This is a genomic window from Bradyrhizobium sp. S3.2.6 (assembly GCF_040546885.1).
GTDB lineage: Bacteria > Pseudomonadota > Alphaproteobacteria > Rhizobiales > Xanthobacteraceae > Bradyrhizobium > Bradyrhizobium cytisi.
Genome location: NZ_JBEPOS010000010.1, coordinates 40,813 through 67,507 on the forward strand (window position 1 = coordinate 40,813; position 26,695 = coordinate 67,507).

The following is a 26,695-nucleotide window of genomic DNA, read 5'->3' on the forward strand; positions in this document are numbered from 1 at the left end:
CGAGCGTAGCGAAGCAATCCAGACTGTCACCGCGGAAAGACTCTGGATTGCTTCGCTTCGCTCGCAATGACGAGGAGAGAGGGGAGCGCTAGCAATGATCGACCACATCTCCGTCGGCGTCAGCGATATCGTGCGCTCCGCCGCATTCTATGAAGCCACGCTCGCCGCCCTCGGCCTCACCTGCCTCGTCACGCGGCCGCGCACGGTCGGCTTCGGCAAGGCCTATCCCGAGTTCTGGATCAATCTGCGCGAGGCCATGCCGCCTGTGCCGCCGGAGAGCGGCGTGCACATCTGCCTGCGGGCGAAGACGACGGCCGAGGTCGATGCATTCCACGCTGCCGCGCTTGCGACAGGCGGCGCATCGGATGGCGCGCCGGGCATTCGCCCGCACGACCGCGTGCGCTACTACGCAGCCTTCGTCCTTGATCCCGACGGCAACCGGATCGAGGCGGTGACGTTTCCGAGCGAGTGAGGCTTAAAGCTTGCGCGCCACTTCCGGGGCGAGCTGCTTTTCCGCCTCGGCGAGCTGGGCCACGGCGGCCTTCAGCTTCGGCAAGATGTCCTCGACGCGATCGGCCTTGAGGATATCGACCGAGAGGCCGGCGCGGATGAACTCGGTCTGGCGCATATGCGACAGCAGCGAGAACAGCGGCTCCCAGAAATTGTCGAAATTGGCGAGCAGCACCGGCTTGGCGTGACGGCCGAGTTGCTTCCAGGTCAGCTGCTCGACCAGCTCCTCCAGCGTGCCGACGCCGCCCGGCAGCGCCACGAAGGCGTCGGAGCGCTCGAACATCAGCCGCTTGCGCTCGTGCATGTCGGGGGTGACGATCATTTCCTGCACGCGGGTCAGCGCATTCTCGCGCTTTCGCAGGAATTCGGGAATGATGCCGGTGACGGTGCCGCCGTGATCGAGCACGGAGGTCGCGACCGAGCCCATCAGGCCAAGCGAGCCGCCGCCATAAACCAGGCGGATGTTGCTCTCGGCGAGCGCCTTGCCGAACGCCTTGGCGCCTTCGGTGAAGTGGGGATTGGTTCCGGGACCGGAGCCGCAATAGACACAGACGGTTTTGATCGTGCTCATTGGCGCCATGATGCATTGCAGCGAATGGGCGTCAAGCCCAATCGGTGATTCGGACCGCCCGCAAATCTACCGGTAAATGGCGACAAACAATCGAAGATTCGCCATCTGGCGGGGTGCGCTGGCCCCCGGAAGCTTCTATATGACGAGCGAAAACAGTTAATCGCAACGCGCCCGCATCCGGCGGGCCTTCAGGTTTCTTGATGAGCCCACCTCATTCGCCAGACGTCCCCGACGTGCCTGATCCCTCAGGCGGACCGCTGGAGCGGGCCACCCTGATAGGCACACTGGCGCATCTGTGGCCCTACATCTGGCCGGGCGACCGCGTCGACCTGAAGATGCGGGTGGTCTGGTCGATGGTGCTGCTGCTCGCCGCCAAGCTGATCACGTTGACGGTGCCGTTCAGCTTCAAATGGGCGACGGATGCGTTGACTGGCGCTAACACCGCGCCGGTGCAGCCTGACAATTGGCACCTCTGGGTGATCGCCTCGCCATTGCTGCTGACCGCGAGCTACGGCGTCATGCGCATCGTGATGGCGGTGCTGACGCAATGGCGCGACGGCATTTTCGCGCGCGTCGCCATGCACGCGGTGCGCAAGCTCGCCACCATCACCTTCGTCCACATGCACGAGCTGTCGCTGCGATTCCATCTCGAGCGCAAGACCGGCGGCCTGACGCGCGTGCTCGAGCGCGGCCGCGAGGGCATCGAGGTCATCGTGCGCATGGTGATCCTGCAGCTGATCCCGACCATCGTCGAGGTCTCGCTGCTGCTGGCCGTGCTGCTGTGGCAGTTCGACTGGCGCTACGTGGTCGCAACCCTGATCACCGTCACGGTCTACATGTATTACACCTACGTCGCTACCGAATGGCGGATCGGCATCCGGCGCAAGATGAACGATTCCGACACCGAGGCGAACACCAAGGCGATCGACTCGCTGCTCAACTATGAGACCGTCAAATATTTCAGCGCCGAGGCGCGAGAGGCGCAGCGCTACGACCGTTCGGTGGCGCGCTACGAGGAGTCGAGCGTCCACGCCTACACTTCGTTGGCCGTGCTCAATACCGGGCAAGCCGTGATCTTCACGCTGGGCCTGACCGCGACCATGCTGATGTGCGCGATCGGCGTGCGCAACGGCACCAACACGGTCGGCGATTTCGTGTTGGTCAACGCCATGATGATCCAGCTCTACCAACCCCTGAACTTCATGGGCATGGTCTATCGCGAGATCAAGCAGGCGATCATCGACATCGAGAAGATGTTCGGCGTGATCGGCCGCGAGGCCGAGATCAAGGATGAGCCCGGCGCGCGGCCGCTGGTCGTCTCCGCCGGTACGGTGCGCTTCGAGGACGTGCGATTTGCCTATGAGCCGGCGCGCCCGATCCTGAAAGGCATCAGCTTCGAGGTGCCGGCCGGCAAGACGGTCGCGATCGTCGGCCCGTCAGGTGCCGGCAAGTCGACCATCTCGCGGCTGCTGTTCCGCCTCTACGACATCTCCGGCGGAAAGATCCTGATCGACGGCCAGGACATCCGCGAGGTCACGCAGGCGAGCTTGCGCGCCTCCATCGGCATGGTGCCGCAGGATACGGTGCTGTTCAACGACACCATCCGCTACAACATCCGCTACGGCCGCTGGGACGCTGGCGATGCCGAGGTCGAGGAGGCGGCGCGGCTGGCGCAGATCGACCATTTCATTCGCATGGCGCCGATGGGCTACGAGACCCAGGTCGGCGAGCGCGGGCTGAAGCTGTCGGGCGGCGAGAAGCAGCGCGTCGCGATCGCGCGCACGGTGTTGAAGGCGCCGCCGATCCTGGTGCTGGACGAGGCGACCTCGGCGCTCGACACCCACACCGAACACGAGATCCAGGGCGCGCTCGACCGCGTGGCCAAGAACCGCACCTCGCTCGTCATTGCCCACCGGCTCTCGACCATTGTCGGTGCCGACGAGATTATCGTGCTGGACCAGGGCCGCATCGCCGAGCGCGGTACCCATGCCAGCCTGCTCGCACAGGGCGGTCTCTACGCCAGCATGTGGAACAGGCAGCGCGAAGCCGAGGCTGCACGCGAGAAACTGGCCCGGATGGCCGACCGCAGCGAGGCGCCCAACCGGGAGCCGCCGGCGGTCGAGGACGCCCTCACGGCGCAAGCGGCCGCGGAGTGAGCTTGTCTCCGGTCCCAACTCTGGCCTAAACAACCCCGGTGCGCGAGACGACCCGCGCCATCAACCCCTGAGCGGCAGATAGCGATGTCCATTCTCGATTCGATCCAGCGTCAGATCCCGCCGATCCACAAGGAGGGCTATCCCTTCATCGGCGGCTTTGCGCTGGCAAGCCTCGTCCTGTTCTGGCTGTGGTCGCCGCTAGGCTGGATTGGCACCATCCTCACCGTATGGTGCGCGCTGTTCTTCCGCGATCCGGTGCGCGTGACGCCGGTGCGCGACGGGCTCGTGGTGTCGCCGGCCGATGGCCGTGTCTCGATGATCACCATGGCGCTGCCGCCGGCCGAGCTCGGGCTCGGCGACCGTCCGCTGCCGCGCGTCTCGGTCTTCATGAGCGTGTTCAACTGCCATGTGAACCGCAGTCCGATCGCGGGCAGGGTGGACCGCATCGCCTATCGGCCGGGCCTCTTCATCAATGCCGAGCTCGACAAGGCGAGCGAGGACAATGAGCGCAATTCGCTGGTGATCTCGACGCCGCAGGGCCGTATCGGCGTGATCCAGATCGCAGGCCTCATCGCCAAGCGCATCGTGTGCTTTGTTAGGGAAGGGCAGGCGGTCGGCGCCGGTGAGCGCTTCGGCCTGATCCGGTTCGGCTCGCGGCTCGACGTCTACCTGCCAGTCGGCACCAAGGCGCTGGTCTCGGAAGGGCAGACGGCGATCGCCGGCGAGACCATCCTGGCCGATCTCACCGGAGACGACCCGAACCGCTCCTATCGCGCCAATTAACCAAGAAGCCGCTGTCGGGGGCCTTCCGCCGCAATGGCGGAGGGGGAAATGGCTTGCTATATCTCGCCTGCAGGTGAGGACGCGCCAATGACGCCCTACGACTACAGAGATCCCGATGTTCGCCGCCGGCGGTTCCGCCCGATCCCGGTGCGGATGCTGGTGCCCAACGTCATCACGCTGCTGGCGATCTGCGCCGGCCTGACCTCGATCCGGCTCTCGATCGAGGGGCGTATGTCGCTCGCCGTCTACGCCATCGTGTTCGCGGCCGCGCTCGACGGCATCGACGGCCGCGTCGCGCGCCTGATCAAGGGGCAGTCCAAATTCGGTGCCGAGCTCGACAGCCTTGCCGACTTCGTCAATTTCGGCGTCGCCCCCGGCCTGATGCTGTACTTCTGGCAGCTGCACGAGCTCGGCAATGCCGGCTGGATCGCCGCCATGGTGTTTGCGATCTCCGGCGGCTTGCGGCTCGCGCGCTTCAACGCCACCATGGACGATCCGAACAAGCCCGCTTTCGCCGCCAATTTTTTCACCGGCGTGCCCGCGCCGGCCGGCGCTATCACCGTGCTGCTGCCGATCTACGTCGCCTTCCTCGATCTCGGTCGCGCACCGGCGGCGGTGACCGCGGCCTATACGCTCCTGATTGCCTTCCTGATGGTCTCGCGCCTGCCGGTGTTCTCCGGCAAGACCAAGCGGATGCGCGTGCCGCCGGAGCTGGTGCTGCCGGCGTTCGTCGCGGTGATCTTCTTCATCGCGCTTGTGATCGCCTATCCCTGGCACGTGCTCTCGATCGGCACGGTACTCTATCTGCTTGGCCTGCCGCTCGGCTACAAATCCTATCGCGACCAGGCGCGTGCGATGGAAGCCATCGCCCCTGCGGGGAGCGAGGTCTCGTCGCCGCCCTCGGCGCCGACAATGGCGAGCCTGTCCGAGCCGCCGCACGACGACGACCGGCCCGGACGGCTGCACTGAGCGATCGCGCGCGGATATCTGCCATGAGTGCGCCCGAGTTGGGTTGAGACCCGATCTCGGCTATATCGCCCTGTGACGGCGGCATCGCGTCAATCAGCCGCCAATCTGGGAGATAACGCCGTGACCAATACCGCGACCGGGCCGCTGCCCGCTTCCGTCCTCGAAGCGCTGGGCCGCTACGACACGCCGACGATCTGCAACGCCATGGAGATCGTGGCGCCCGAGCGCCGCCTGATCGGCTACACCACCAAGCACCTGGTCTGCCCGTTCCCGGATTTGCCGCCGATCGTCGGCTACGCCCGCACCGTCGCAATCCGCTCGGTGTTGAAATCGTCGCTGCCGGCCGAAGAACAGTCGAAGCGCCGCATCGAATATTACGAATATGTCGGCACCGGCCACGGGCCGCGCGTCGCGGTGATCCAGGACATCGACGGTCCCGACGCCGGCTACGGCGCGTTCTGGGGCGAGGTGCAGAGCAACGTGCACAAGGCGCTCGGTTGCCTCGGCGTCGTCACCGACGGCTCGATCCGCGACATCCCGCAATGGGCCCCGGGCTTCCAGGCGCTCGCGGGCTCGATCGGCCCGTCGCATGCATGGGTGCACGCGGAGAGTTTTGGCGGCGAGGTGCGCGTCGCCGGCATGACCGTGAAGTCCGACGATCTGATCCACGCCGACCAGCATGGCGCCATCGTGATCCCGCTCGATATCGCCGCGAAGCTTCCCGAGGCCGCCGAACTCTGCGGCCGCCGCGAGACGCCGATCCTCGAGATCGCACGCAGCCCGGACTTCTCCCTGGAGAAGCTCAAGGCCGCGCTGAAGCGCTCGGCGGAGATCCACTAATCTCGGAGTAGCTCCATGGACATGCGCGGCAAGACGGTTCTGATCACAGGCTCGACCGATGGTGTCGGGCGCTATGTCGCAAGCCGCCTTGCCGCCGAGGGCGCACGCGTTCTGATCCATGGCCGGAGTGACGAGCGTGCAAAATCACTGATCGACGAGATCGTGAAGGCCGGCCACACTGCGCCGACTTTCTATCAAGCCGATCTGTCGTCGATGGCAGGTACGCGCGCGCTCGCCGACGCCGTGACGCGCGATCATCAGCGTCTCGACGTCTTCGTCAGCAATGCCGGCATCGGCTCGCAGAACGGCGGTCCGCAGCGTCAGGAGAGCCGCGACGGTCACGAACTGCGCTTTGCCGTGAACTATCTCTCGGGTTTTCTGCTCGTCCATCTGCTGCTGCCGTTGCTGAAAATCGCCCCGCCCTCGCGCATCGTCAATGTCGCGTCGCTCGGCCAGCATCCGATCGATTTCGACGACGTCATGATCACGAAGGGCTACAGCGGCTCGCGCGCCTATGCGCAGAGCAAGCTGTCGCAGATTATGTTCACCATCGATCTCGCGGCCGAGCTCAAGGACGTCGGCATCACCGTGAATTCGTTGCATCCGGCGACCTATATGAACACCACGATGGTACGCGCCGGCGGCATCACGCCGATGTTGACGGTGGAGCAAGGTGGTGCTGCCATCCTGCATCTGGTCCAGGGCGACGATGTCGCGGGCAAGAGCGGCCTGTTCTTCAACGGCATGAACGAGGCGCGCGCCAATCCGCAGGCCTATGACGCCGATGCGCGCAGGCGCCTGCGCGCGCTCAGCCTGGAGCTGACAGGACTGTCGTCCTGACGCGCCTCATTCATGGTTAGCAGAACGTTGAGATTGGTGTCGCAGAACGGCAAAGCCGCCGTCATTTCCGCGCACCGCGCCGCTCCGTCGCATCGGCTGAACTTAACCTTTACGCGGCTTTAAGGGCGGGTCTTTAGGGTTTCCGATGCGGTTCGGGGTTGGACCGCGCCACCGGCCAGGACGGCCGTTGTTGCGTTCGCTTTGGAGACTCCCATGGATATTATGACGGGCGCCGGCCTCTTGGCGGGCATGATCGTCATCGCGACGATGGTGTTTCTCGGCGGCGATCTGCACATGTTCATCAGCGATCATGCGATGATCATCATCTTCGGAGGATCGGCCGCAGCGACCATGATCCGCTTTCCGCTCTCGGCGCTGATGCACGGCCTGCCGCTTGGCGCCAAGTTCGCCTTCACGATGAGCCGTCTGTCGGCCCATGATCTCGTCGACGAGCTCGCCCGCATCGCCGAGATCGCGCGCAAGCAGGGCCCGGTCGGCCTGGAAAAGGTCGAGACCGACGAGCCGTTCCTCGCCAAGGGCATCCGCTACGTCGCCGACGGCTACGATCTCGATTTCATCAGGGATAATCTGGAGCGCGATCGCGACAATTTCCTGTTGCATCTCAACGAAGGCAGCAAGATCTACCGCGCCGTCGGCGACTGCGCGCCTGCATTCGGCATGATCGGGACGCTGATCGGCATGGTGCAGATGTTTTCGAACATGTCGGATCCCTCGAAGCTCGGCCCGTTCATGGCGACCGCCCTGCTGGCAACTCTGTATGGTGCGTTGGTCGCGAACCTGCTCTGCCTGCCGATCGCTGATAAGCTGCATGGCAAGCTGATCGACGAGGAAACCAATCGCACGCTGATCATCGACGGCATTCTGATGATTCGCGACTCCAAGAGCCCGACTTTGGTGCGCGAAATGCTTCTGGCCTATCTGCCCGAGAAGCACCGCCACGCCGAAGGCGAGCCGGTTCCGGCGTAACGCCGGACGTCGGGACCTGACCGATGGCAAAGAAGAAACGCGAAGAAGCACATGGCGGCCATGGCTGGTTCGTGACGTTTGCGGATCTGATGGCGTTGCTGCTGGCGTTTTTCGTGATGCTGGTCGCATTCTCCACCCAGGACGCCAACAAGCTGAAGATCGTCGCAGGCTCCATGCGCGAGGCCTTCGGCGTCCAGAGCGAAGCGCGCTACGCCGGCATCATCGAATCCGACGGCCTGCCGACCCGTGCGCGGCTGAAGAACGTCGACCACATCCAGCCTGAGGAGGCCTCCAACACGCCGACGCCGGACCAGGAGGATCGCGACAAGACGTCCGGCGCCAAGATCAAGGTCGACCGCAACTTCGCGCTCGCCGCGGCTTCGCTGCGACAGGCCTTGCAGGACCTGCCGGAGCTGACCGAGATGTCCAAGCACATCATGTTCGAGGAGACCAAGCAGGGCCTCAATCTCGAGATCGTCGACCAGGACGGCCGCTCGATGTTCGCTGACGGCTCCAAGGTGCCCTACGACCGCACCCGCCGCCTGATCGAGAAGCTCGCGGTGCCCCTCAAGGCGACCCCTTTGCGCGTCTCGATCGCCGGCCACACCGCGGCCGGCTTCGTGCCGACCCGCAGCGACTACGGTGCCTTCGACCTGTCGGCTGACCGCGCCAATGCCGTGCGCCAGATCCTCGAACGCGAGGGCCTGCCGCCGTCGCATATCTTCGCCGTCTCCGGCAAGGCGGACACGCAGCCGCTGTTCCCGGACGATCCGTCGCTGGCGGCGAACCGCCGCGTCACCATCACCTTGATGCGTGAGGATCCGCCGCTGCCGCCGAACTTGAAGCCCTAAACCTCTTGCGCTACCATTTTACCTGAGGCTATTCGTCGCGAAGACGACGAACGTGGCCGCGCCGTTACAGCATCTCGCTCCGCGCCTGCTATGGTGGGGGGCCGATTGACAGGCGCGCCGGAAGCTTCAAAAGGCGCCGGATCAATTCCAGGGACGAAGCGTTTTCCACCCTCATGACGGCGAGCATCACATCGACCGAGACCCAGGAAGGGCCGGTCACCTCCGGCTTTTGGTCCCTCACGCTCGGGAGCATCGGTGTCGTCTTCGGCGACATCGGCACCTCGCCACTTTACGCGTTCCACGAGGCGGTCAGGGGCGCGGCCCATGGCGAGCCGGTGACGCGGATCATGGTGCTCGGCGTGCTCTCGCTGATCCTGTGGGCGCTTCTGATCGTCGTCACCGCCAAATATGTCCTGCTGCTGCTGCGGGCCGACAATAACGGGGAGGGCGGCACGCTCTCGCTGATGGCGCTCGGCCAACGCGCGCTGGGGCGGCGGAGCTGGTTCCTGCTCGCGCTCGGCGTGGTCGGCGCCTCCATGTTCATCGGCGATTCCATGATCACGCCGGCGATCTCGGTACTGTCGGCGGTCGACGGCCTCAAGCTCGCGACGCCGGCGTTCGAGCACTATGTCGTGCCGCTGACGGTGCTGATCCTGGTGCTGCTGTTCGCGGTCCAGAGCAAGGGGACCGCGCTGGTGGCCTCGGCCTTCGGGCCGGTGATGGTCATCTGGTTCACCGTCCTGGCGGTGCTGGGCGTCATTCACATCGCCGACGATCCGTCCGTGCTGGCCGCGATCAATCCCTATTATGCGTTCCAATTCCTGCTGTCGCACGGCACGATCGGTCTGGTGACGCTCGGCGCGGTCTTCCTCGCCGTAACCGGTGGCGAAGCGCTCTATGCCGACCTCGGCCATTTCGGCCGCAAGCCGATCCAGTCGGCCTGGATGTTCTTCGTGCTGCCGTCGCTGCTGATCAATTATTTCGGGCAGGGCGCACTGGTGCTGTCCGATCCAAGCGCGATCGAGCATTCGTTCTATCGCATGGTGCCGGAGCATCTGTTGCTGCCGCTGGTCGGCCTTGCAACCGCGGCCACCGTGATCGCGAGCCAGGCGGTGATCACCGGCGCCTATTCGCTGGTCTATCAGGCGGTGCAGCTCGGCCTCCTGCCGCGCTTCGAGGTGCGCTATACGTCCGAGTCGCATGCCGGCCAGATCTATCTGCCGCGCGTCAACCGGCTGCTGCTGATTGGCGTGATGCTGCTGGTGCTCTTGTTCCACACGCCCAGCAATCTGGCTTCGGCCTATGGCATCGCAGTCTCCACCACCATGGTCGCCGATGGCATCATGGGTTTTGTGGTGATCTGGAAATTGTGGAACTGGCGCGCCGCGACGGCTGCGGTCGTGATCCTGCCCTTCGTCATGGTCGACATGACCTTCTTCAGCGCCAACCTGCTGAAGCTGCTCGAAGGCGCCTGGGTGCCGCTGCTGTTCGGTGCGGCGATGGCAGGGACGATCTGGACCTGGCGGCGCGGCTCGGGAATTCTGATCCAGAAGACGCGCCGGATCGAGGTGCCGCTGGACGATCTGATCCGCAGCCTGGAGAAGCGGCCGCCGCACATCGTCAAGGGCACGGCGGTGTTTTTGACCAGCGATCCCGCCTTCGTGCCGACCGCGCTCCTGCACAATCTCAAGCACAACAAGGTGCTGCACGAGCACAACGTGATCCTGACCATCGAAACCGCGCACACGCCGCGGGTCGATCTCTCCGAGCGCTTCAAGATGGAGAAGATCAGCGAGAAGTTCTCCAAGGTCCGGCTGCGCTTCGGCTTCATGGAGCAGCCGAACGTGCCCAAGGCGCTCGCGATTGCGCGCAAGCAGGGCTGGCAGTTCGACATCATGTCGACGTCGTTCTTCGTGTCTCGGCGCTCGCTGAAGGCGTCGGCGCAGTCGGGCATGCCGCTCTGGCAGGATCACCTGTTCATCGCGCTCAGCCGCTCAGCCAACGATGCCACCGACTATTTCCAGATTCCGACCGGGCGGGTGGTTGAAGTCGGAACCCAAGTCACCATTTGAGCCTTCCATAGGGACGCAATTGGCGGACCCATGCGGATTTGCATGCCAAGGGCCCAAAATCGGGCTAGGCTATGCCACCAGCGCAGGACTATAAGCCGCGCGCGCTCCTCCGCCATTGTGCAGTGAAGCATTTTTAGAGGCCACCAGGCTCTCCCATGACAAGTGACGTAGCAGTTCCCGCCCCGGAAACGGCGGCGGCCAATGGGCATGGCGACGCCCACACTACCGCCGGTTTCGGCGCGCTGACGCTCGGCAGCATCGGCGTGGTCTACGGCGACATCGGCACCAGCCCGCTCTACGCGTTCCGCGAGGCGGTGATGGCGGCCTCGGGCGCGGAAGGCGCGCCAACGTCGGCGGCTGTTCTCGGCGTGGTGTCCCTGATCCTGTGGGCGCTGATCGTCGTGGTGACGCTCAAATACGTCGTGATCCTGCTCCGTGCCGACAACAACGGCGAGGGCGGCACGCTGGCCTTGATGGCGCTGGCCCAGCGCGCTGTCGGCACCGGCGGGGCGACCATCGTCCTGCTCGGCATCATCTCCGGCGCCTTGTTCTACGGCGATGCCGTGATCACGCCGGCGGTCTCGGTGCTGTCGGCCCTCGAAGGCATGAAGGACGTCACGCTGCGGTTCGAGCCCTATATCGTTCCGCTGACCGTGGTGATCCTGGTCGTCCTGTTCGCCGTGCAATCGCGCGGCACCGCCCGCGTTGCGGCGTTCTTCGGACCCGTGATGTGCGTCTGGTTCGCGGTGATCGCGGTCGCGGCGATCCATCCGATCATCGAGCAGCCGCAGGTGCTGTTGGCGCTGAACCCGTTCTATGCGGTGTCCTTCATGTTCCACCACGGCATCATCGGCTTCGTGACGCTGGGTGCCGTGTTCCTGGCCGTTACAGGCGCCGAGGCGCTCTATGCCGATCTCGGCCATTTCGGCAAGCGGCCGATCCAGACCGCCTGGCTCTTCATCGTGCTGCCGTCGCTGGCGCTGAATTATCTGGGGCAGGGCGCTCTCGTCCTCGGCGATCCCGGCGCGATCGAGAGCCCGTTCTTCCAGCTCTTCCCGCAAGGCATTATTCGCGGCTGCATGGTCGTGCTGGCCACGGCCGCCACCGTCATCGCGAGCCAGGCCGTTATCACCGGCGCCTATTCGCTGACGCGGCAGGCGATCCAGCTCGGGCTGCTGCCCCGATTCGAAATTCGCCATACCTCTGAAGCTCATTCCGGCCAGATCTTCATCCCGCGCATCAACCAGCTGCTGCTGGTCGCGGTGATCATGATGGTGCTGCTGTTCCGCTCCTCCAGCGCGCTCGCCTCCGCCTACGGTATCTCCGTGACCGGCACGATGGTCGTCACGGGGATGATGGGATTTGTGGTGATCTGGAAGGCCTGGAAGTGGTCGCCGTGGTCGGCGGCCGCCCTGATCGCGCCGTTCCTGTTCCTCGACCTGACCTTCCTGGCCGCCAATTTGCTCAAGGTGTTCGAGGGCGGCTGGGTGCCGCTGGCGCTCGGCGCACTCATGATCCTCATGATGTACACGTGGCGCCGCGGCAGCCGGCTGCTGTTCGAGAAGTCGCGAAAGCTTGAATTCCCGCTCGCCGACCTCGTGGCGATGCTGGAGAAGCGGCCGCCGCAGCGGGTGCCCGGTACCGCCGTATTCCTGACCAGCGACCCCCTGAGCGCACCGACCGCGCTGATGCACAGTCTGAAACACTACAAAGTGCTTCACGAGAAGAATGTCATTCTCACCATCGAGACCGCGCAGACCCCTCGCATCGATCCGGCCGAGCGCGTCAAGCTGGAGCCGATCAGCCCGACCTTCTCCAAGGTGACGCTGAAGTTCGGCTTCATGGAATCGCCCAACGTGCCGAAGGCGCTGGCGATCGCCCGCAAGCTCGGCTGGCAGTTCGACATCATGTCGACCTCGTTCTTCCTGTCGCGGAGGGCGCTCAAGCCCGCCGCCCATTCCGGCATGCCGCGTTGGCAGGACCGGCTGTTCATCTCGCTCAGCCGCTCCGCCAACGATGCCACCGACTATTTCCAGATCCCGAGCGGCCGCGTGGTCGAGGTCGGTACGCAGGTCACGATCTAGGCTGGCGATGATGGGCCGGGATTCAAAGCGCACTTCAAGTCGCTGCAATTTAGCTTTAACTTGCGCAAGGCAGCTCAAGCCTTTGTAGCGCTTGATTTTCGGTGTCTGAGAGGCGAGGTTGCCCGCCGGCCGGGATCGCCCCGGCGGCGCCCTGCGACGTTGGAGGATGATGTGGCAAATCAAGTACAGGATCTGACCCCGGACGAAGTCTCCAAGGGTGTCGCGGAAGGGCGCTATCTTCTCGTCGACGTCCGTGAGCCGAACGAGGTCGAGGCCGAGGCCTACCCTTACGGCGTGGTCGTGCCGCTCTCGACCTTCGATCCCAAGACGATCCCGGATCCGCAGGGCAAAGAGGTCGTGTTTGCCTGCCGCTCGGGCAAGCGCTCGGTCACGGCCTCGCTGGCGGCGCAGGCGGCGGGCCTGGCTTACGACAAACATCTGGCCGGCGGCATGCTCGGCTGGAAGGCGGCGGGCCTTCCCAGCAAGGTCGGTGGCTAACGACGCGATGACCAAGAGCTCTTCGCTGAACAAGGTCTTCGCCGATCTTCCCGTCACCATCTTCGAGGCGATGTCGCAGGCCGCGCGCGACAACAACGCCATCAATCTCGGCCAGGGCTTTCCTGACGATCCCGGCCCCGAGGACATCCGCCGCGCCGCCGCCGACGCCTCGCTCAACGGCTACAACCAGTATCCGTCGATGATGGGCATCCCGGAGCTGCGCCAGGCGATCGCGACCCATTACGGCCATTGGCACAACCTCAAGCTCGATCCGATGAGCGAGGTGATGGTGACCTCCGGCGGCACCGAGGCGCTGACCTCGGCGATCCTGTCGGTGGTGCAGCCCGGCGACGAGGTGGTCTGCTTCCAGCCGGTCTATGATTCCTATCTGCCGATCATCCGCCAGGCCGGCGGCATTCCGCGGCTCGTGCGCCTTGAGCCTCCGCATTGGCGGCTGAATGAGGACATGCTGAAAAGCGTCTTCAATTCAAAGACCAAGGCGGTGCTGTTCAACAATCCCCTGAATCCCTCCGCGGTGGTCTATCCGCGCGAGGACCTCGAGCTCTTGGCGCGCTACTGCCAGGAGTTCGACGTCATTGCGATCTGCGACGAGGTCTGGGAGCACGTCACTTTCGACGAGCACAAGCACATCCCGCTGATCACCATCCCCGGCATGCGCGACCGCACCATCAAGGTCGGCTCGGCCGGCAAGATCTTCTCGCTGACCGGCTGGAAGATCGGCTTCGTCTGCGCGGCGCCGCCGCTGTTGCGCGTCGCCGCCAAGGTGCACCAGTTCCTGACGTTCACGACGGCGCCGAACCTCCAGGCCGCCGTCGCCTATGGCCTCGGCAAGCCCGACGAGTATTTCCTGTCGATGCGCCAGGATCTGGCCCGGAGCAGGGACCGCCTGACCAAGGGGCTGGAGAGCCTCGGCTTCCCCGTGCTGAAGTCGCAGGGCACCTACTTCCTCACCGTCGACCTGTCGCCGCTCGGGCTCAACGAGAGCGATGCCGAGTTCTGCTGGCGCATCGTCAGGGATTACAAGGTCGCCGCGATTCCGGTCTCGGCGTTCTACGAGCAGGACCCGGTGACATCGGTGGTCCGCTTCTGCTTTGCCAAGAAGGACCAGACGCTCGACACCGCGCTGGATCGGCTGTCGGACGCGGTACGCGGACGCAAGAGGTAGACCTAAGATGACGAACGTCGGCCGTGTCGGGCTTTGCCTTGGCTTTGCAATCGCCGCAGCGCTGACATTGCTCTCGCCTCCGGCGGGAGCCGAGGAGCGGGTCGTCAACTTCTACAACTGGTCGAACTACATGGCGCCTGACGTCCTTGAGGCCTTCACCAAGGAGACCGGCATCAAGGTGGTCTACGACACGTTCGATGCCAACGAGACGCTGGAGACGCGCCTGATGGCCGGCAAGTCCGGCTACGACGTCGTGGTGCCCACCGCCTATTTCCTGCAGCGCCAGATCAAGGCGAACATCTTCCAGAAGCTCGACAAGTCGAAGCTGCCGAACCTCGCCAACGCCTGGCCGATGGTGACCAGGAATCTGGCGACCTACGATCCCGGCAACGAGTTTGCCGTGAACTACATGTGGGGCACGACGGGGATCGGCTACAACGTCGCCAAGGTGAAGCAGATCCTCGGGCCCGACGCCAGGATCGACAGCTGGGACATCGTCTTCAAGCCGGAGAACCTCGCGAAGTTCAGAGACTGCGGCGTGCACATGCTCGACTCCGCCGACGACATCTTTCCGGCGGCGCTGAGCTATCTCGGGCTTGATCCGAACTCGACCAAGCAGGCTGATCTGGAGAAAGCCGCCGATGTCGTCGCCAAGGTTCGCCCGTCGGTTCGAAAATTTCACTCATCCGAATATCTGAGCGCACTCGCCACCGGCGAGATCTGTTTCGTTGTCGGCTGGTCCGGCGACATCATGCAGGCGCGCGCCCGCGCCGCCGAAGCCAGGAAAGACAATAGCAGCGGCATCGAGATCGGCTATGCGATCCCGAAGGAGGGCGCGCAGATGTTCTTCGACAATCTCGCGATCCCCGCGGATGCGAAGAACGTCGGGGAAGCCTACGAGCTGATCAACTATCTCTATCGCCCGGATGTCGCCGCCAAGAACTCGGACTTTTTGTCTTATGCCAACGGCAACCTCGCCAGCCAGAAGCTGGTCGATCCGAAAATCTTGAACGACAAAAATATCTATCCGGACGACGCGACGCTCGCAAAGCTGTTCGTCATCACCGCCCGCGACCCGGCGACCCAGCGCATCATCAACCGGCTCTGGACCAAGGTGAAGACGGGGCGGTGAGGGGGCCGCAACCGTCGTTGCGAGCGAAGCGAAGCAATCCAGAATCCCTCCGCGGCGGCAGCCTGGATTGCTTCGCTTCGCTCGCAATGACGAAACAAGATCACCGCCACCTGCGGTGCAGCCACAACCACTGCTCGGGATGCTCGCGCACCCAGCCTTCCACCACGCTCGTGATCGCCTGCGTCGTGCCTTGGATGTCGATCTTGCCGTCGGCATCGCGCACCGGCGGGACTTCTTCGGTCAGCTCCGCGGCGAAGCGGCCGCCGGGCTTGCGGATGACGCGCACGCCGTGGATCGGGCATTCGACCTGGCGGAGCAGGCGGGCCAGCATCGGATTGGCGCGGGTCTTGCGGCCGAAGAAGGTGACCTCGACGCCGCCGGTGAGATATTGGTCGATCAGCATGGCGACATGCTTGCCGTCCTGCAGCGCCTGCGCGAGCCGCAACGGGGCGTCGCGGCCCGCGGGGATCAGCGTGCCCATGTTGACCTGGCGCATCTCCTGGATGATGCGGTCGGCGGATGCGATGTTCGGGCGACGGTAGAGGATCGCAGCGTCCAGCCCATGCGCGACGGCGGCGATCGCCGGCAATTCCCAATTGGCGAGATGGGAGGTGAAGATCAGCGCCGGCTTGCCGTCGTCTCTGATCTGGTCGAACAGCTCGATGCTGCGCTTGGGCAGCTCGACCCGGCTGTTCTCGGGATGCTCGCGGTCGTAGTCCCAGACGTGGTCCATATGGGCGAATTCGGCGCCGACGCGGCCGAGATTGTCCCACACGCCCATCAGGATCTGCTCGATCTCTTCCGGCGACTTCTCGGGAAAGGCGGCGGCGAGGTTGGCGCGGCCGATGCGGTGCTCGCGCAGACGCGGGCCGATGGTCTTGGTGACGCGCGCGAAAAAGTCCGAGGTCTTGACCGGATCGAAATAGCGCGTGGTGCGCAGCATGCCGACGGTGGCAGCCCCGATCAGCGTTCCGCCGAGCGATTTGGCAGCCTGCTTCGCGGCCACCCGCGCGCGGGCCTTAATGCTTAGCGCCATGCGTCCGGTCAGGCCGGTTCGCGGGTCAGGATCAGCGATGCGTTCTGGCCGCCGAAGCCGAACGAGTTCGACATCACCGCCGTGACGCGGGCATCGCGCGCCTTGTTGCCGACCACGTCGAACAGGATCGTGGGATCCGGATTGTCGTAGTTGATGGTCGGCGGAATGCGCTGATGCTCCAGCGTGAGCAGCGAGAAGATCGCCTCGACCGCGCCCGCGGCCGAGATAGTATGGCCGACCATCGACTTGTTGGAGGTGACCGGAATCTTCTGCAGGAGATCGCCGAACACGGCCGATGTCGTGTTGTACTCCATCTTGTCGTTCTCGGGCGTCGCGGTGCCGTGCGCGTTGATGTGGTCGATCTGGTCCGGCGTCATGCCGGCATCGGCCAGCGTCTTGTTCATGCAGCCGATGATCGGCTTGCCGTCGGGAGACGAGCGGGTGCGATGGAAGGAATCGGTGAGCTCGCCGCAGCCGGCGATGACGCCGAGGATTTTTGCGCCACGCGCGGTCGCCGCCTCATAGCTCTCCAGCACCAGCGCGCCGGCGCCTTCGGCCATGACGAAGCCGTCGCGGTTCTTCGAGAACGGGCGGGAGGCCGCCTGCGGCGGATCATTCTGGGTCGACAGCGCCGAGAGCAGCGAGAAGCGCACCAGCGCCTCCGGATTCACGGTGCCGTCGGTTGCGACGCACAGAGCGGCATCGGTCTCGCCGCGGCGGATCGCCTCCACGCCGAGCTGGATCGAGGTGGCTCCGGATGCGCAGGCCGTCGACAGCGAGATCGGCGAGCCCTTGGTGCCAAACGTCTCGGCAAGATGCGCGGCCACCGAGCCGAACATGAAGCGATGGTGATAGGCGCTGTACTTGCCGCCGCCGGAAATGCGCAGCAGATCGTCATAGGTGAAGTCGGGGGCGCCGACGGCGCGGCCAAGCTCGCGACGCTGCGGCCACTCGACCTCGACCGGCGCAACCGCGAGGAAGAGGGGGCCCGGAAAATCGCCCCTGGCGCCGATGCCGGCCTGCTCGAGGGCTTCCTGGGTGACGAGCTCCGCCATCCGCTCGGAGAGGCCGGTGGAGGAGAACGGATCGACGCTGACGAAATCCACCGTCCCGGCCATCGTGGTCTTCAGGCCGTCGATCGGAAAGCGCGTGATGGTGCGGATGCCGGATTCGCCCGCAACGAGCTTCGACCAATTGTCGGCCTTGCCGGCGCCGAGCGAGGTCGTGATGCCCATGCCGGTGACGACGACAACGGGACGCCCGAGTTTGTCGCGTGGTGCAGTCATGTGTCCCCCAAACGAATGAGCTAAACTGCCTCGACCAGCGCCATGCCTTCGCCGCGCCAGTGTCCGGCTCCCACCACTACGATCTGGGTGGGCGCCCCCTGCATTTCAATCTCGGTCCCGGTCGAATCGTTCGGCGGGAACAGCGCGCCGCGCGAGATCGCGAGCGCCGCGAGCGCAATGCCGAGCGGGAATTGCGTTTCCATGGTGTGCCCGAACATCGTGCCGGTCGAACGCACCGGGAAGTCGGCGTGCTTCTTCAGGAAGCCGCGCTCCTCCGACGTCGCCGGCTCCGCGCCGGTTGCGCCCGATATGATCGCGCCCTTGCCATCGCGCTTCGGCAGCTTGGCCCAAAGCTTCTCCAGCGTCGCTTCCATGTCACCGGCCTGCTTGCGGCGGGCCAGATCCGTCACGACGCTCGACAGCTTTGCGAACGGTTTTGCGCCACGCGCTTCGGCGTGCGCCTTCGATTCCAGCACCAGGAAGGCGCCGGCCGAGCCGAGCGCGAAGCCGGCGTGGTCCTTGCGCTGCCACACGGGAGCGAACTTGTCCTTCAGATTGAAGTCACCGAATTCGTAGAGGACCATGAGGTCCTTGCGCTCGCCATTATGCGAGCCGCCGACCAGCGCAATGTCGCTCTCGCCAGAGGCGATGCGCGACAGCGCGATGCGGGCAGCATCGGCGCCCGCAACCTCTTCGCCCATGAAGGTGCGCGAGGTGCCGCCGAGACCGTTGACGATGGCAATGTTGCCGGCGAGCAGATTGGAGAGCTGGGCCAGAAACAGCGTCGGCCGGAGATCGCTCATCAGCCGCTCGTTGAGGAAGCCGGGTGCATTGGCGCCCTTGGCTTCGGCGGTCAGCACGCCGGTGTCGACGTTGAGATCGCGCTCGCCGCCGCCGGCGGCCACGACCATGTCGATCTTCGACAGGATATCCTTGTTGCCCTTGATGCCGGCCGAATCGAGCGCCAGGCCCGCGGCATAGACGCCGATGCGCTGCCAGGCTTCCATCTGGCGCTGGTCGCCCTTCTTGGGGATCTGGCTGTCGAAGGTAACTGGCAGCAGCGGGTGCACGATGTAGGGCGCAAAGCCCTTCTCGTCGACATTGATGCGCTTCTCCTGGAGCGCGGCCCAGTTGGCGTCCAGACCTTCGCCGAGCGAGGTGGCAAGGCCAATGCCGGTGATCCAGACTTCCGTCTGGCCGGGCTTCGAAGCGGTGTCAGTCATGGCGATACGGCCTGTTGCGGAAAGCCGACGCGTTTTGCGACCGCGTCCATGTATCCGCGGATATCTGCATTGGGGAAGGGGATCAGCGTGAAGGTGAGCGTCGAATTCGCACGCAGCTTGCCGCCGACCCTGATCTTGGCTTCGGTCATGGCGTAGCCCGAGCCTTCATGGACGAGGCTCGCCTCGATGCTCATGAGCTCGCCCGGCAAAACCGAGCCGCGCACCTTGGCTTCCTTGACGGCGGCGAGAATCGGCATGCGCTCGAATTTCAAGACGCCAAGTAGGAGGAAGCCCGAGGCCTGCGCCATCGATTCGATCAGGAGCACGCCGGGCATCAGCGGATAGCCCGGGAAGTGCCCCTCGAAGATGGTGCTCTCCTTGGGGACCTGGGCCTCGACGACGATCTTCTTCTCGTCGACGTTGAGGTCGACGATGCGATCGATCATGTGGAAGTATTCGAGTTGCATGATCGCCCGATCAGGCGCTCGCGCCCTTGGCGGCAACCAGTTCGTCGATGCGCGCGCACAGGTTCTTCAGCACGAAATACTGCTCGGTGGTCGCCTTGCCGTCGTTGACTTCCTGGGTCCATTTTTCCAGCGGCAGCTTGATACCGAACTGCTTGTCGATTGCGAACGCGATGTCCAGGAAATCGAGGCTATCGATGCCGAGGTCATCGATGGCATGGCTATCCGGCGTGATCGTGTCGCGCGGGATGTCGCAGGTTTCAGCGATGATCGTAGCGACCTGATCGAATGTGGAGGACATCACTAAGCCTTTGATATATTGTTGGTATTTGTCAGGTGGTCCAGAGTGGAACGGCAGGCGGGCATCGCGCCCCGAGTGACGCCCTCACCCCCTCTGGCTGGGTCGAAAGCCCGTATATCGGAGCGCCGCCCCGAGTTCAATGGAGCCGGACAGGGTGGGGACAGGCCTGGGGATGCCGATCCGGGAGGCCCCACCGGCGATGACCTGCCGGTGGGAAGGCTTCCGGCGCCAAGGTCCGTCGACAAGGCCTGCCTAGATGTGCGGGGTCGTGACCTTGACGCAGTCCCGCCGGCCCATCAGCACGCAATCCTGGGTCCGGCGCAAATCGGCGATGCTGACGGCGAGCCAAATCCCGATCGCGGTCAGCGCGATGGTGAAGGCGAGCGCGGCGATATTGGCGAGCATGCGATGGCGGAAGTCGTCCGGCTGATCGCGGGGCTGTTCGTAACGGGACAGGTCGAGCGGTTCGGGAGCCGTTGCGTGCAGCGGCTGTACGACGCCGCCGCCCCGGTGCATCAGGGGGGAGGCTGTCTTGCGCGGCCTGAACTGGAGCACCCGGTGCTCGTCGTCCGAGGTTATGGGCCGCTGGGATTTCATGGGGCGGGGATTACTCCGAAGCAGCGTTTTTTAGATAGCATAGGCGATGCAGGCGTTGCAGGAAATCTTCTCAGCGCGCACGTGCATTGCGCATTCGCATTATCTTTCCGGATCATTTTTCAGGCGCTTTCCTAGGCGCTGCGAACGCTCGTCGGAGCGGGTTGTCATTCCGGCGTCGGGGTCGCGCGGGTTGCGCTGCAACAACAACCGGGACGATGGCGCCGCATGCTCCGAACGCATATTGCCGCCGCAACGCCCATGGCATAATCGGGAACCTGGACCGCAAGCCGCCACCAGACGAGAGGCCCTCGACCATGACCACCACCAACGCGCGCGAGCCGAGAGTGCACCCGGTGTCGATCCTGTCGCTTCGGCCGACGCAGATGACGGTCGGCATGCGTGAGGTCAAGGAGAAGCGCAAGCGCTGGCGCGAGCACGGCAAGAAGAAGCAATCCGACCTGCTTGGCACCCATATGATCCCGGTCGTCGCCGGACCAGACGGGCGTTACTACGTCATCGATCACCATCATCTTGGCCGCGCGCTGCACGACGAGGGCATCAAGGAGGTGCTGGTGACCGTCGTCGGCGATCTACGCATGGTCGACCGCGAAGCGTTCTGGGGCGTCATGGACAACAAGCGCTGGGTCTATCCCTACGACTCCAAGGGCGAGCGACGTCCATTCCGCGATCTGCCGAAATCTGTAGCTGATCTCAAGGACGATCCCTATCGCAGTCTCGCCGGCGAGCTTCGCCGCATGGGCGGCTTCGCCAAGGACACCACGCCGTTCTCCGAGTTTCTCTGGGCCGACTTCCTGCGCCGCAAGCTGACGCGCAAGGCGGTCGATGCCAATTTCGACAAGGCACTGGAGAAGGCGCTGGCCGCGGCCAAGAGCAAGGACGCGGTCTATCTGCCCGGCTGGTGCGGCCCGGCGTCGGATGATTGAGGCGCTGGCGCTCGCATCAGTCCCGACCCTTATGAGTTGGTTACGACATGCGCCCCGATAGGCTAGTTCCGATCACAGCCGCTTGAGCGACATCATATTCCGCGCCGACGAAACCGTCCTGAAACAGAGCTACCCCATCTCTTGTGCTTCGAGCTCACACAGGAGGCGAAAATGCGCCGTCTGGTTTTCATAATTGCCCTGCTCGCAGTGGCTTCCGCCGGAATCTCTGCCTCGTTCGCCGCAGTTCACCAGGCCAGGACACCGACCTTCGCCGAGCGTTTTGCGCCGGCGCTTCCGCTGATGGTGAAGCACTAGCGGCATCGCGTCTCGTTGCTGCAAGCAACGCCGCGGCGGAATCACTTCGGATGTTGCAGGGTGGGCGAGGACAGCAATCGCTCGATGTCGGCGGCTGCGTCGCCGTCGCGGGCCTTCTGCAGCAGGGCGTGGCGCTCGGCGCCGGCGTCCTTAACTTTTGTTGGAACCGGGGCGGTGGCTCCCGGGTTTCCCTGTGACTGCGCTATTGCGCTTTCGAAGTCCAATCCGGGTCCCATACTCACGACCGGAGCCAACCCGACGTGCCCAGCGATGAGATCCGCGCGGCGCTCATCAGGCGCCTGCGCATCTCGTCCGCGATCGCGGACGAGGACATCAAGGAGATCGAAGCCCTGCCGATCTCGGTGCGGCAGTACCCCGCCGAGACGGCGGTGGTGCGCGACGGCGAGCGCGCGACCGATTGCTGCCTGATCGCGGATGGATTCTGCGCGCGCTCCAAGACGATCGCGAGCGGCAAGCGGCAAATCCTTTCGCTGGACATCCCCGGCGAAATCCCGGACCTGATGAGCCTGTTCCTGCATGTGATGGACCATGATCTGTCGACGCTGACGCCGGCGACGCTCGGCTTCATCAGCCACGAGGCGCTGCTAAAGCTGCATCGCCGCAGGCCTGTTCTCGCCGAGATGTTCTGGCGCGACACGCTGATCGACGCGGCGATGTTCCGCGAATGGATCGTCAATGTCGGCCAGCGGCCCGCGCCCGCGCGGCTTGCGCATGTCATGGTCGAATTGCGCGAACGCCTTAGGATCATCGGGCGCGTCGACGAGGGCAGCTTCGAGATGCCGCTGACCCAGGAGCAGATCGGCGAAGCGCTGGGCATTACCGCGGTGCACGCCAATCGTGTGATCAGGCAGTTGCGCGAGGAGGGCATCGTCGAGCTGCATCGCGGACGCGTCACCGTGATCGACGAGCGGAGGTTTCTGGAATTGGCGGATTTCGACGACCGTTATCTGCACCAGTCGCCAACGCTTTGATGGATGTTCTTTACGACTCCCGCTGCCTCCAATCATCGAGGGTCGGCGTCGCCATGTCGAAACGATCGCGAATGGTCGAGCAGGTGCTGCCGCCCAGCCTTGCAACGGCATCGAGCCGCGCCGGATCGATGTGCAGGCGCTCGGCGTCGACGACATCGGCGTGATAATGCGCGAACAGGATCTCGCCCATGATGATCTGCCGCGACTTGCCGAGCTCCAGCGTGATGTGGCGGCGGCATTCGAACGCGGCCGGCGCCTCCTTGATCCAGGGCGACGCCACGGTCTTGCCGGGCATCGCGGTCAGGCCCGCGGCCTTTAGTTCGTCATGCTCCGGCAAGAACGGCACGGCGCAGACATGCATCGCTTCGGCGATTGCGTGCGAGACGATGTTGACGGTGAACACCTCGGTCAGGCGGATGTTGAGACCGGTATCCTTGAACCGCATATCCGGATGGTTCTCGACGCCGAGCGCAAGGATCGGCGGATCGGCCGACAGGCAATTGAAGAAGCTGAACGGTGCCGCGTTGATCCGCCCGTCCGGATCGACCGTCGTCACCAGCGCGATCGGCCGCGGCACGACCGTGCCGATCAGCAGCTTGTATTTGTCGCGCGCCGACAGTTCGCGGAAGTCGAACGTCACGTCGCCGGGGTCGTGAGCACCGCTGTCCATCATGCCTCTCAGGTCCGAACGGCAATCGAACCAGCGACCACCGCGAATTTTTTCGGAACAATTATCAGCGCTTCAGACCAATATGCGAGCGGAAGATTTGAGCAAAGGCCGCTACGTTTTCCGCTGGTCCTCGTGCGGCTCGTCCTTGCCGCCAAGCGCGCGGTGGACGTGGCGCTCGATGCGCCGGCCGACCGTGAGCAGCACAAAGGCCAGCGCCAGCGCGACTGCGACGATCTTCCATTGCCCACCACCGCAGACCACGCCGAGGCAGGCGGCAAAGAAGGCGCAGGCGGCGCTGGTCAAGCCGCGGACACGAAACCGCTCGCTCTCATGGACGATGACGCCGGCACCGAGGAAGCCGATGCCGGTGAGGATGCCCTGGATGACCCGGCTCGTCGCATCGGCGGCCTTGCCGGGCTCCGCGAGTTGCAGCGCCAGCAGGACCATTGTCGCGGTGGACAGGCCGACGATGCCGAGCGTCTTCAGCCCGATCGGCTTGCCATTCAGGTCGCGGTTGAGCCCGATCGCGCTGCCGGCGAGCGTCGCGACGCCGAGGCGCAGCAGGATTTCGGACCAGTCGAGCTCCGTCATTTTTTCGGCAGACGTCCCATCAGGTAAAACTCCTCGTTCGGCCGCATGCCGGTGAAATTCGCCAGCCGGTTCGACAGCGCGAAGAAGGCGGAGATCGCGGCGATGTCCCAGATGTCGTCGTCGCTGAAGCCGTGGGGACCGAGGCTTGCGAAATCCTCCTCGGAGACGCGCTGGGCGTCCGCCGAGATCTTCATCGCGAAATCGAGCATCGCCCTCTCGCGCGGCGTAATGTCGGCCTTGCGGTAGTTGATCGCGACCTGGTCGGCGATCACAGGATTTTTGGCGCGGATGCGCAGGATCGCGCCATGGGCGATCACGCAATATTGGCACTGATTGGCCGCCGAGGTCGCCACCACGATCATCTCACGCTCGGCCTTGGTGAGGCCGCCGTCTTTCTCCATCAGCGCGTCGTGATAGGCGAAGAACGCGCGGAACTCGTCGGGCCGGTAGGCCAGCGTCAAAAACACGTTCGGCACGAAACCGCTCTTTTCCTGCACGGCGAGGAGACGCGTGCGGATGTCGTCAGGAAGCGTGTCGAGAGCGGGTGCGGGGAAGCGTTGCGCAGGCTTTATCATGGGCATGGATTCCGGCTAGGGGCCGGCAACCATAGTCGATGCGGGAGGCGGGCTCAACGTGCCGGTCTGCGCCCCGGACGCGGCGCAGCGCTTCTTCAGCGGTGCGCTGCAGGGCCGGGGCCCATATTTCCGAGAAAGCAGTGTGTGCGGCATGGGTCCCGGCTCTGCGCAGCAACGCAAGAGCGTTGCAGCGCGTCCGGGATACGAGAGCTACCGCAGCGGCTTCTTCAGCAGCGAGAAGCGGTCCGGATCGAGGCCCATCGAGGGCTGCAGCATCGGTGTCTCGGCCGGCGCCAGCGTCTTGGCCGGCGGCGCCTGGAACACCGGGTCGTTCGGGACGTCGCGCTGCGAGGTCGCACCGCGCCAGCGCTCGAGCACGGCACCGACGAAATGCATGTCGTGACCGGAGGTGACCGACGGCACGCTCGAGATGGTGGCTTCGCCGCGCGGCAATTGATGCGGCGGCACCTCCTTGAAGCGCAGCCGTGTCGGCAGTGCGACGCCTTCGCCGAACGCCAGCACCTCGCGAGTGCCGAGCGATGGCACGAAGGACAGCAAATTCGCAGCCGCATCCGACACCGCGGCGCGCAGCAGCGCCTGGTCGCGCTCGTTGGCAAGACGCATCGTGAACAGCGTGTTGCACTGGGAGATGATGGTGGCGTCGAGCTCGGCGGGGCGCTGCGTGATCAGGCCGAGATAGACGCCGTATTTGCGGCCTTCCTTGGCGATGCGCGACACCGCCTTGCGGGTCGGGCCGAAACCGACATTGCGGTCGGCTGAGGCATAGCGGTGGGCTTCCTCGCAGACGAACAGCATCGGCGAGACGCCGTCGCTCCACAGGCCGAAATCGAAGGCCATGCGGCAAAGAACCGAAACGACGGAATCGATGACCTCAGCCGGGAAGCCGGCGAGCTGCATCACCGTCATCGGCTTGCCGTTGGCGGGCAGGCGGAACAGATGGCTGATCACTTCGGCCATGGTGTCGCCGCCGACATTGGCGTTGTCGAACATGAAGGCGTAGCGCGGATCGTTGCGGACCGCCTCGATGCGCGAGATCAGCTTGTGATAGATGATGCGCGAGGACCGGTTTTCCAGCTTACCCATGCGCTCGTCGATCAGCGAGATCAGATCGACCAGGCGGTACGGCACCGGCGTATCGACGGTGAAGCCGATCTGCTTGGGATCGATGCGCTTCAGGCCGAGGCGATCGGTGTTCTGGTATTGCGTATAGATGCCCTTGGCGATCGGAATGACTTCGGCGAGGACGTCGAGCTCCTCGGGCACGCCGGCGCGGCCGCCGAACAGCACGTCGACGATTTCCTCGAAATTGAACAGCCAGAACGGCAGCTTCAGGTTTCGCGGGTTGAGCACCAGCGCGCGGTCGCCGAAGCAGCGGCCATATTCGTTGTGCACGTCGAGCAGGAAGATGCGCAGGTTGGGCCGCGCTTTCAGGATCTCGTTGAGCAGCAGCGATACGCCGGTGGATTTGCCGACGCCGGTCGACCCCAGCACCGCGAAATGCTTGGAGAGCATTTCCTCGATATCGACATAGGCGACGACGGAGCGGTCCTGCTGGAGGAAGCCGACATTGATCTGGTCCGAACCGGTCGGCGCGTAGATGGTGCGCAGCTCCTGGCTGGTGATCAGGTCGACGGAATCGCCGATGGTCGGATAGTTGGTGACGCCGCGCTGAAACTTGGCCTTGTCGGCGGCGTTGAGGATTTCGCCGAGCAGATCGACCGACGCGATCGCGATCAGATTGTCGGTGCTCGAGAGATTTTCGCAGGACACCTCGGTGATCATGGCGACGATGACCGAGCTGGCGCAGCGGATGCTGACGAAGCGGCCGACGGTGGCCCGAACCTCCGAGACCGGCATCTGGCTTGCGGCCAGAAGCCCGACCCGGGCGAGCGACCCGCGAACCGAAATCACGCGTCCAAAGGATGTCACGATGGATGAACCTGGAAAGTCCGAGGAGTTTAACCCCGACTATGCGAGGCGGGGCTGGACAAACGGTTAAACGGCAGGCGCGGGGGCTTTGTTAAATCTGCGACAATTCGGTTGGTAGGTTTGTTCCCAATGCATGCTCGTCGGCGAAATCGGCCGGGAAATGCTGCTTCGCGGGGCCTTCGGGCGCAGAAACGAATTAAGGAAGATTTTACCATTCGGGCAGTCCGTCCGCCATTCGGCGGGACGGCCGTTCACGGCGGCGACGGCGCTCG

27 protein-coding genes and 1 pseudogene are annotated in these 26,695 nt (G+C 64.5%); 16 read left to right on the top strand and 12 right to left on the bottom strand.

Annotated elements, in window-relative coordinates:
- Nucleotides 1-94: 94 nt before the first annotated feature.
- On the top strand, nucleotides 95-472 hold the full coding sequence (locus tag ABID58_RS19050) for a VOC family protein (protein ID WP_354033863.1): 378 nt from the start codon (nucleotides 95-97) through the stop codon (nucleotides 470-472).
- Nucleotides 473-475: 3 nt separating this feature from the next.
- Here the strand turns inward: ABID58_RS19050 and ABID58_RS19055 are convergent, their stop codons facing one another.
- Entirely contained in the window at nucleotides 476-1,081 is a 606-nt protein-coding gene (locus tag ABID58_RS19055) for an LOG family protein (protein ID WP_187435059.1), read from the bottom strand.
- A gap of 200 nt (nucleotides 1,082-1,281) precedes the next feature.
- Between ABID58_RS19055 and ABID58_RS19060 the strand changes: the two genes are divergently transcribed.
- The 12 genes and pseudogenes from ABID58_RS19060 to ABID58_RS19115 all read left to right on the top strand — a co-directional run bounded on the left by ABID58_RS19060 (nucleotide 1,282) and on the right by ABID58_RS19115 (nucleotide 15,479).
- Nucleotides 1,282-3,237, top strand: a complete 1,956-nt coding sequence (locus tag ABID58_RS19060) for an ABCB family ABC transporter ATP-binding protein/permease (RefSeq protein WP_354033864.1) — start codon at nucleotides 1,282-1,284, stop codon at nucleotides 3,235-3,237.
- A 57-nt stretch (nucleotides 3,238-3,294) separates the two neighbouring features.
- A pseudogene (locus tag ABID58_RS19065) lies at nucleotides 3,295-4,020 on the top strand (phosphatidylserine decarboxylase); the annotation flags it as partial.
- A gap of 87 nt (nucleotides 4,021-4,107) precedes the next feature.
- Entirely contained in the window at nucleotides 4,108-4,989 is an 882-nt protein-coding gene (locus ABID58_RS19070; protein WP_148753181.1) for a CDP-alcohol phosphatidyltransferase family protein, read from the top strand.
- A 120-nt stretch (nucleotides 4,990-5,109) separates the two neighbouring features.
- Nucleotides 5,110-5,829: an RraA family protein gene (locus ABID58_RS19075; protein WP_354033866.1), complete on the top strand. Its 720-nt coding sequence runs from the start codon at nucleotides 5,110-5,112 to the stop codon at nucleotides 5,827-5,829.
- Between the two features lie 15 nt (nucleotides 5,830-5,844).
- A complete protein-coding gene (locus ABID58_RS19080; RefSeq protein ID WP_354033868.1) occupies nucleotides 5,845-6,669 on the top strand; it encodes an SDR family NAD(P)-dependent oxidoreductase in 825 nt (274 codons plus the stop codon).
- Between the two features lie 213 nt (nucleotides 6,670-6,882).
- Nucleotides 6,883-7,656, top strand: a complete 774-nt coding sequence (locus tag ABID58_RS19085) for a motility protein A (protein ID WP_148753133.1) — start codon at nucleotides 6,883-6,885, stop codon at nucleotides 7,654-7,656.
- A 23-nt stretch (nucleotides 7,657-7,679) separates the two neighbouring features.
- Entirely contained in the window at nucleotides 7,680-8,507 is an 828-nt protein-coding gene (locus ABID58_RS19090; RefSeq protein ID WP_148753132.1) for an OmpA/MotB family protein, read from the top strand.
- A gap of 173 nt (nucleotides 8,508-8,680) precedes the next feature.
- Nucleotides 8,681-10,579, top strand: coding sequence for a potassium transporter Kup (locus ABID58_RS19095; RefSeq protein WP_148753131.1), 1,899 nt, complete (start codon nucleotides 8,681-8,683; stop codon nucleotides 10,577-10,579).
- A 155-nt stretch (nucleotides 10,580-10,734) separates the two neighbouring features.
- Entirely contained in the window at nucleotides 10,735-12,663 is a 1,929-nt protein-coding gene (locus tag ABID58_RS19100) for a potassium transporter Kup (RefSeq protein ID WP_354033870.1), read from the top strand.
- 171 nt (nucleotides 12,664-12,834) lie between these two features.
- Nucleotides 12,835-13,161, top strand: a complete 327-nt coding sequence (locus ABID58_RS19105; RefSeq protein WP_148753129.1) for a rhodanese-like domain-containing protein — start codon at nucleotides 12,835-12,837, stop codon at nucleotides 13,159-13,161.
- A gap of 7 nt (nucleotides 13,162-13,168) precedes the next feature.
- Complete coding sequence (locus tag ABID58_RS19110; protein WP_354033872.1) at nucleotides 13,169-14,347, top strand: aminotransferase; 1,179 nt, start codon at nucleotides 13,169-13,171, stop codon at nucleotides 14,345-14,347.
- A 7-nt stretch (nucleotides 14,348-14,354) separates the two neighbouring features.
- Complete coding sequence (locus tag ABID58_RS19115) at nucleotides 14,355-15,479, top strand: polyamine ABC transporter substrate-binding protein (protein ID WP_354033874.1); 1,125 nt, start codon at nucleotides 14,355-14,357, stop codon at nucleotides 15,477-15,479.
- A gap of 100 nt (nucleotides 15,480-15,579) precedes the next feature.
- Here ABID58_RS19115 and ABID58_RS19120 read toward each other — a convergent pair whose 3' ends face one another.
- The 6 genes from ABID58_RS19120 to ABID58_RS19145 form a co-directional block, all read right to left on the bottom strand.
- Nucleotides 15,580-16,515: a lipid A biosynthesis lauroyl acyltransferase gene (locus ABID58_RS19120; RefSeq protein WP_148753123.1), complete on the bottom strand. Its 936-nt coding sequence runs from the start codon at nucleotides 16,513-16,515 to the stop codon at nucleotides 15,580-15,582.
- Between the two features lie 8 nt (nucleotides 16,516-16,523).
- Complete coding sequence (locus ABID58_RS19125; protein ID WP_354033876.1) at nucleotides 16,524-17,801, bottom strand: beta-ketoacyl-ACP synthase; 1,278 nt, start codon at nucleotides 17,799-17,801, stop codon at nucleotides 16,524-16,526.
- 20 nt (nucleotides 17,802-17,821) lie between these two features.
- Nucleotides 17,822-19,024, bottom strand: coding sequence for a beta-ketoacyl-ACP synthase (locus ABID58_RS19130; RefSeq protein WP_148753121.1), 1,203 nt, complete (start codon nucleotides 19,022-19,024; stop codon nucleotides 17,822-17,824).
- On the bottom strand, nucleotides 19,021-19,491 hold the full coding sequence (locus tag ABID58_RS19135; protein WP_354033878.1) for a 3-hydroxyacyl-ACP dehydratase FabZ family protein: 471 nt from the start codon (nucleotides 19,489-19,491) through the stop codon (nucleotides 19,021-19,023). Before ABID58_RS19135 ends, ABID58_RS19130 begins: the two co-directional genes overlap by 4 nt.
- Before the next feature lie 10 nt (nucleotides 19,492-19,501).
- Nucleotides 19,502-19,789 (bottom strand): acyl carrier protein, encoded by a 288-nt coding sequence (locus ABID58_RS19140; RefSeq protein ID WP_007592476.1) that lies wholly within the window; start codon nucleotides 19,787-19,789, stop codon nucleotides 19,502-19,504.
- 252 nt (nucleotides 19,790-20,041) lie between these two features.
- Nucleotides 20,042-20,386 (bottom strand): hypothetical protein, encoded by a 345-nt coding sequence (locus ABID58_RS19145; protein WP_354033880.1) that lies wholly within the window; start codon nucleotides 20,384-20,386, stop codon nucleotides 20,042-20,044.
- Nucleotides 20,387-20,700: 314 nt separating this feature from the next.
- On the opposite strand from ABID58_RS19145, the gene ABID58_RS19150 reads away from it, so the two are divergent.
- Together ABID58_RS19150 and ABID58_RS19155 are read left to right on the top strand one after the other, a co-directional pair.
- Entirely contained in the window at nucleotides 20,701-21,330 is a 630-nt protein-coding gene (locus tag ABID58_RS19150; RefSeq protein ID WP_354033881.1) for a ParB-like protein, read from the top strand.
- A 171-nt stretch (nucleotides 21,331-21,501) separates the two neighbouring features.
- Entirely contained in the window at nucleotides 21,502-21,645 is a 144-nt protein-coding gene (locus ABID58_RS19155) for a hypothetical protein (RefSeq protein ID WP_187435057.1), read from the top strand.
- A gap of 41 nt (nucleotides 21,646-21,686) precedes the next feature.
- Here ABID58_RS19155 and ABID58_RS19160 read toward each other — a convergent pair whose 3' ends face one another.
- Entirely contained in the window at nucleotides 21,687-21,869 is a 183-nt protein-coding gene (locus ABID58_RS19160) for a hypothetical protein (protein ID WP_354033883.1), read from the bottom strand.
- A 36-nt stretch (nucleotides 21,870-21,905) separates the two neighbouring features.
- Between ABID58_RS19160 and ABID58_RS19165 the strand changes: the two genes are divergently transcribed.
- Nucleotides 21,906-22,637 (top strand): Crp/Fnr family transcriptional regulator, encoded by a 732-nt coding sequence (locus ABID58_RS19165; RefSeq protein ID WP_354033885.1) that lies wholly within the window; start codon nucleotides 21,906-21,908, stop codon nucleotides 22,635-22,637.
- 10 nt (nucleotides 22,638-22,647) lie between these two features.
- Here the strand turns inward: ABID58_RS19165 and ABID58_RS19170 are convergent, their stop codons facing one another.
- The 4 genes from ABID58_RS19170 to ABID58_RS19185 all read right to left on the bottom strand — a co-directional run bounded on the left by ABID58_RS19170 (nucleotide 22,648) and on the right by ABID58_RS19185 (nucleotide 26,423).
- On the bottom strand, nucleotides 22,648-23,307 hold the full coding sequence (locus ABID58_RS19170; protein WP_354034083.1) for a flavin reductase family protein: 660 nt from the start codon (nucleotides 23,305-23,307) through the stop codon (nucleotides 22,648-22,650).
- Between the two features lie 111 nt (nucleotides 23,308-23,418).
- Nucleotides 23,419-23,898: an MgtC/SapB family protein gene (locus ABID58_RS19175; RefSeq protein ID WP_148753115.1), complete on the bottom strand. Its 480-nt coding sequence runs from the start codon at nucleotides 23,896-23,898 to the stop codon at nucleotides 23,419-23,421.
- Nucleotides 23,895-24,473: a peroxidase-related enzyme gene (locus ABID58_RS19180; RefSeq protein WP_354033886.1), complete on the bottom strand. Its 579-nt coding sequence runs from the start codon at nucleotides 24,471-24,473 to the stop codon at nucleotides 23,895-23,897. The genes ABID58_RS19175 and ABID58_RS19180 overlap by 4 nt, the downstream gene beginning before the upstream one ends.
- Before the next feature lie 210 nt (nucleotides 24,474-24,683).
- The gene (locus ABID58_RS19185) at nucleotides 24,684-26,423 is read right to left on the bottom strand and encodes an ATP-binding protein (protein WP_148753113.1); all 1,740 of its coding nucleotides are present in this window, start codon (nucleotides 26,421-26,423) and stop codon (nucleotides 24,684-24,686) included.
- Nucleotides 26,424-26,695: the final 272 nt, after the last annotated feature.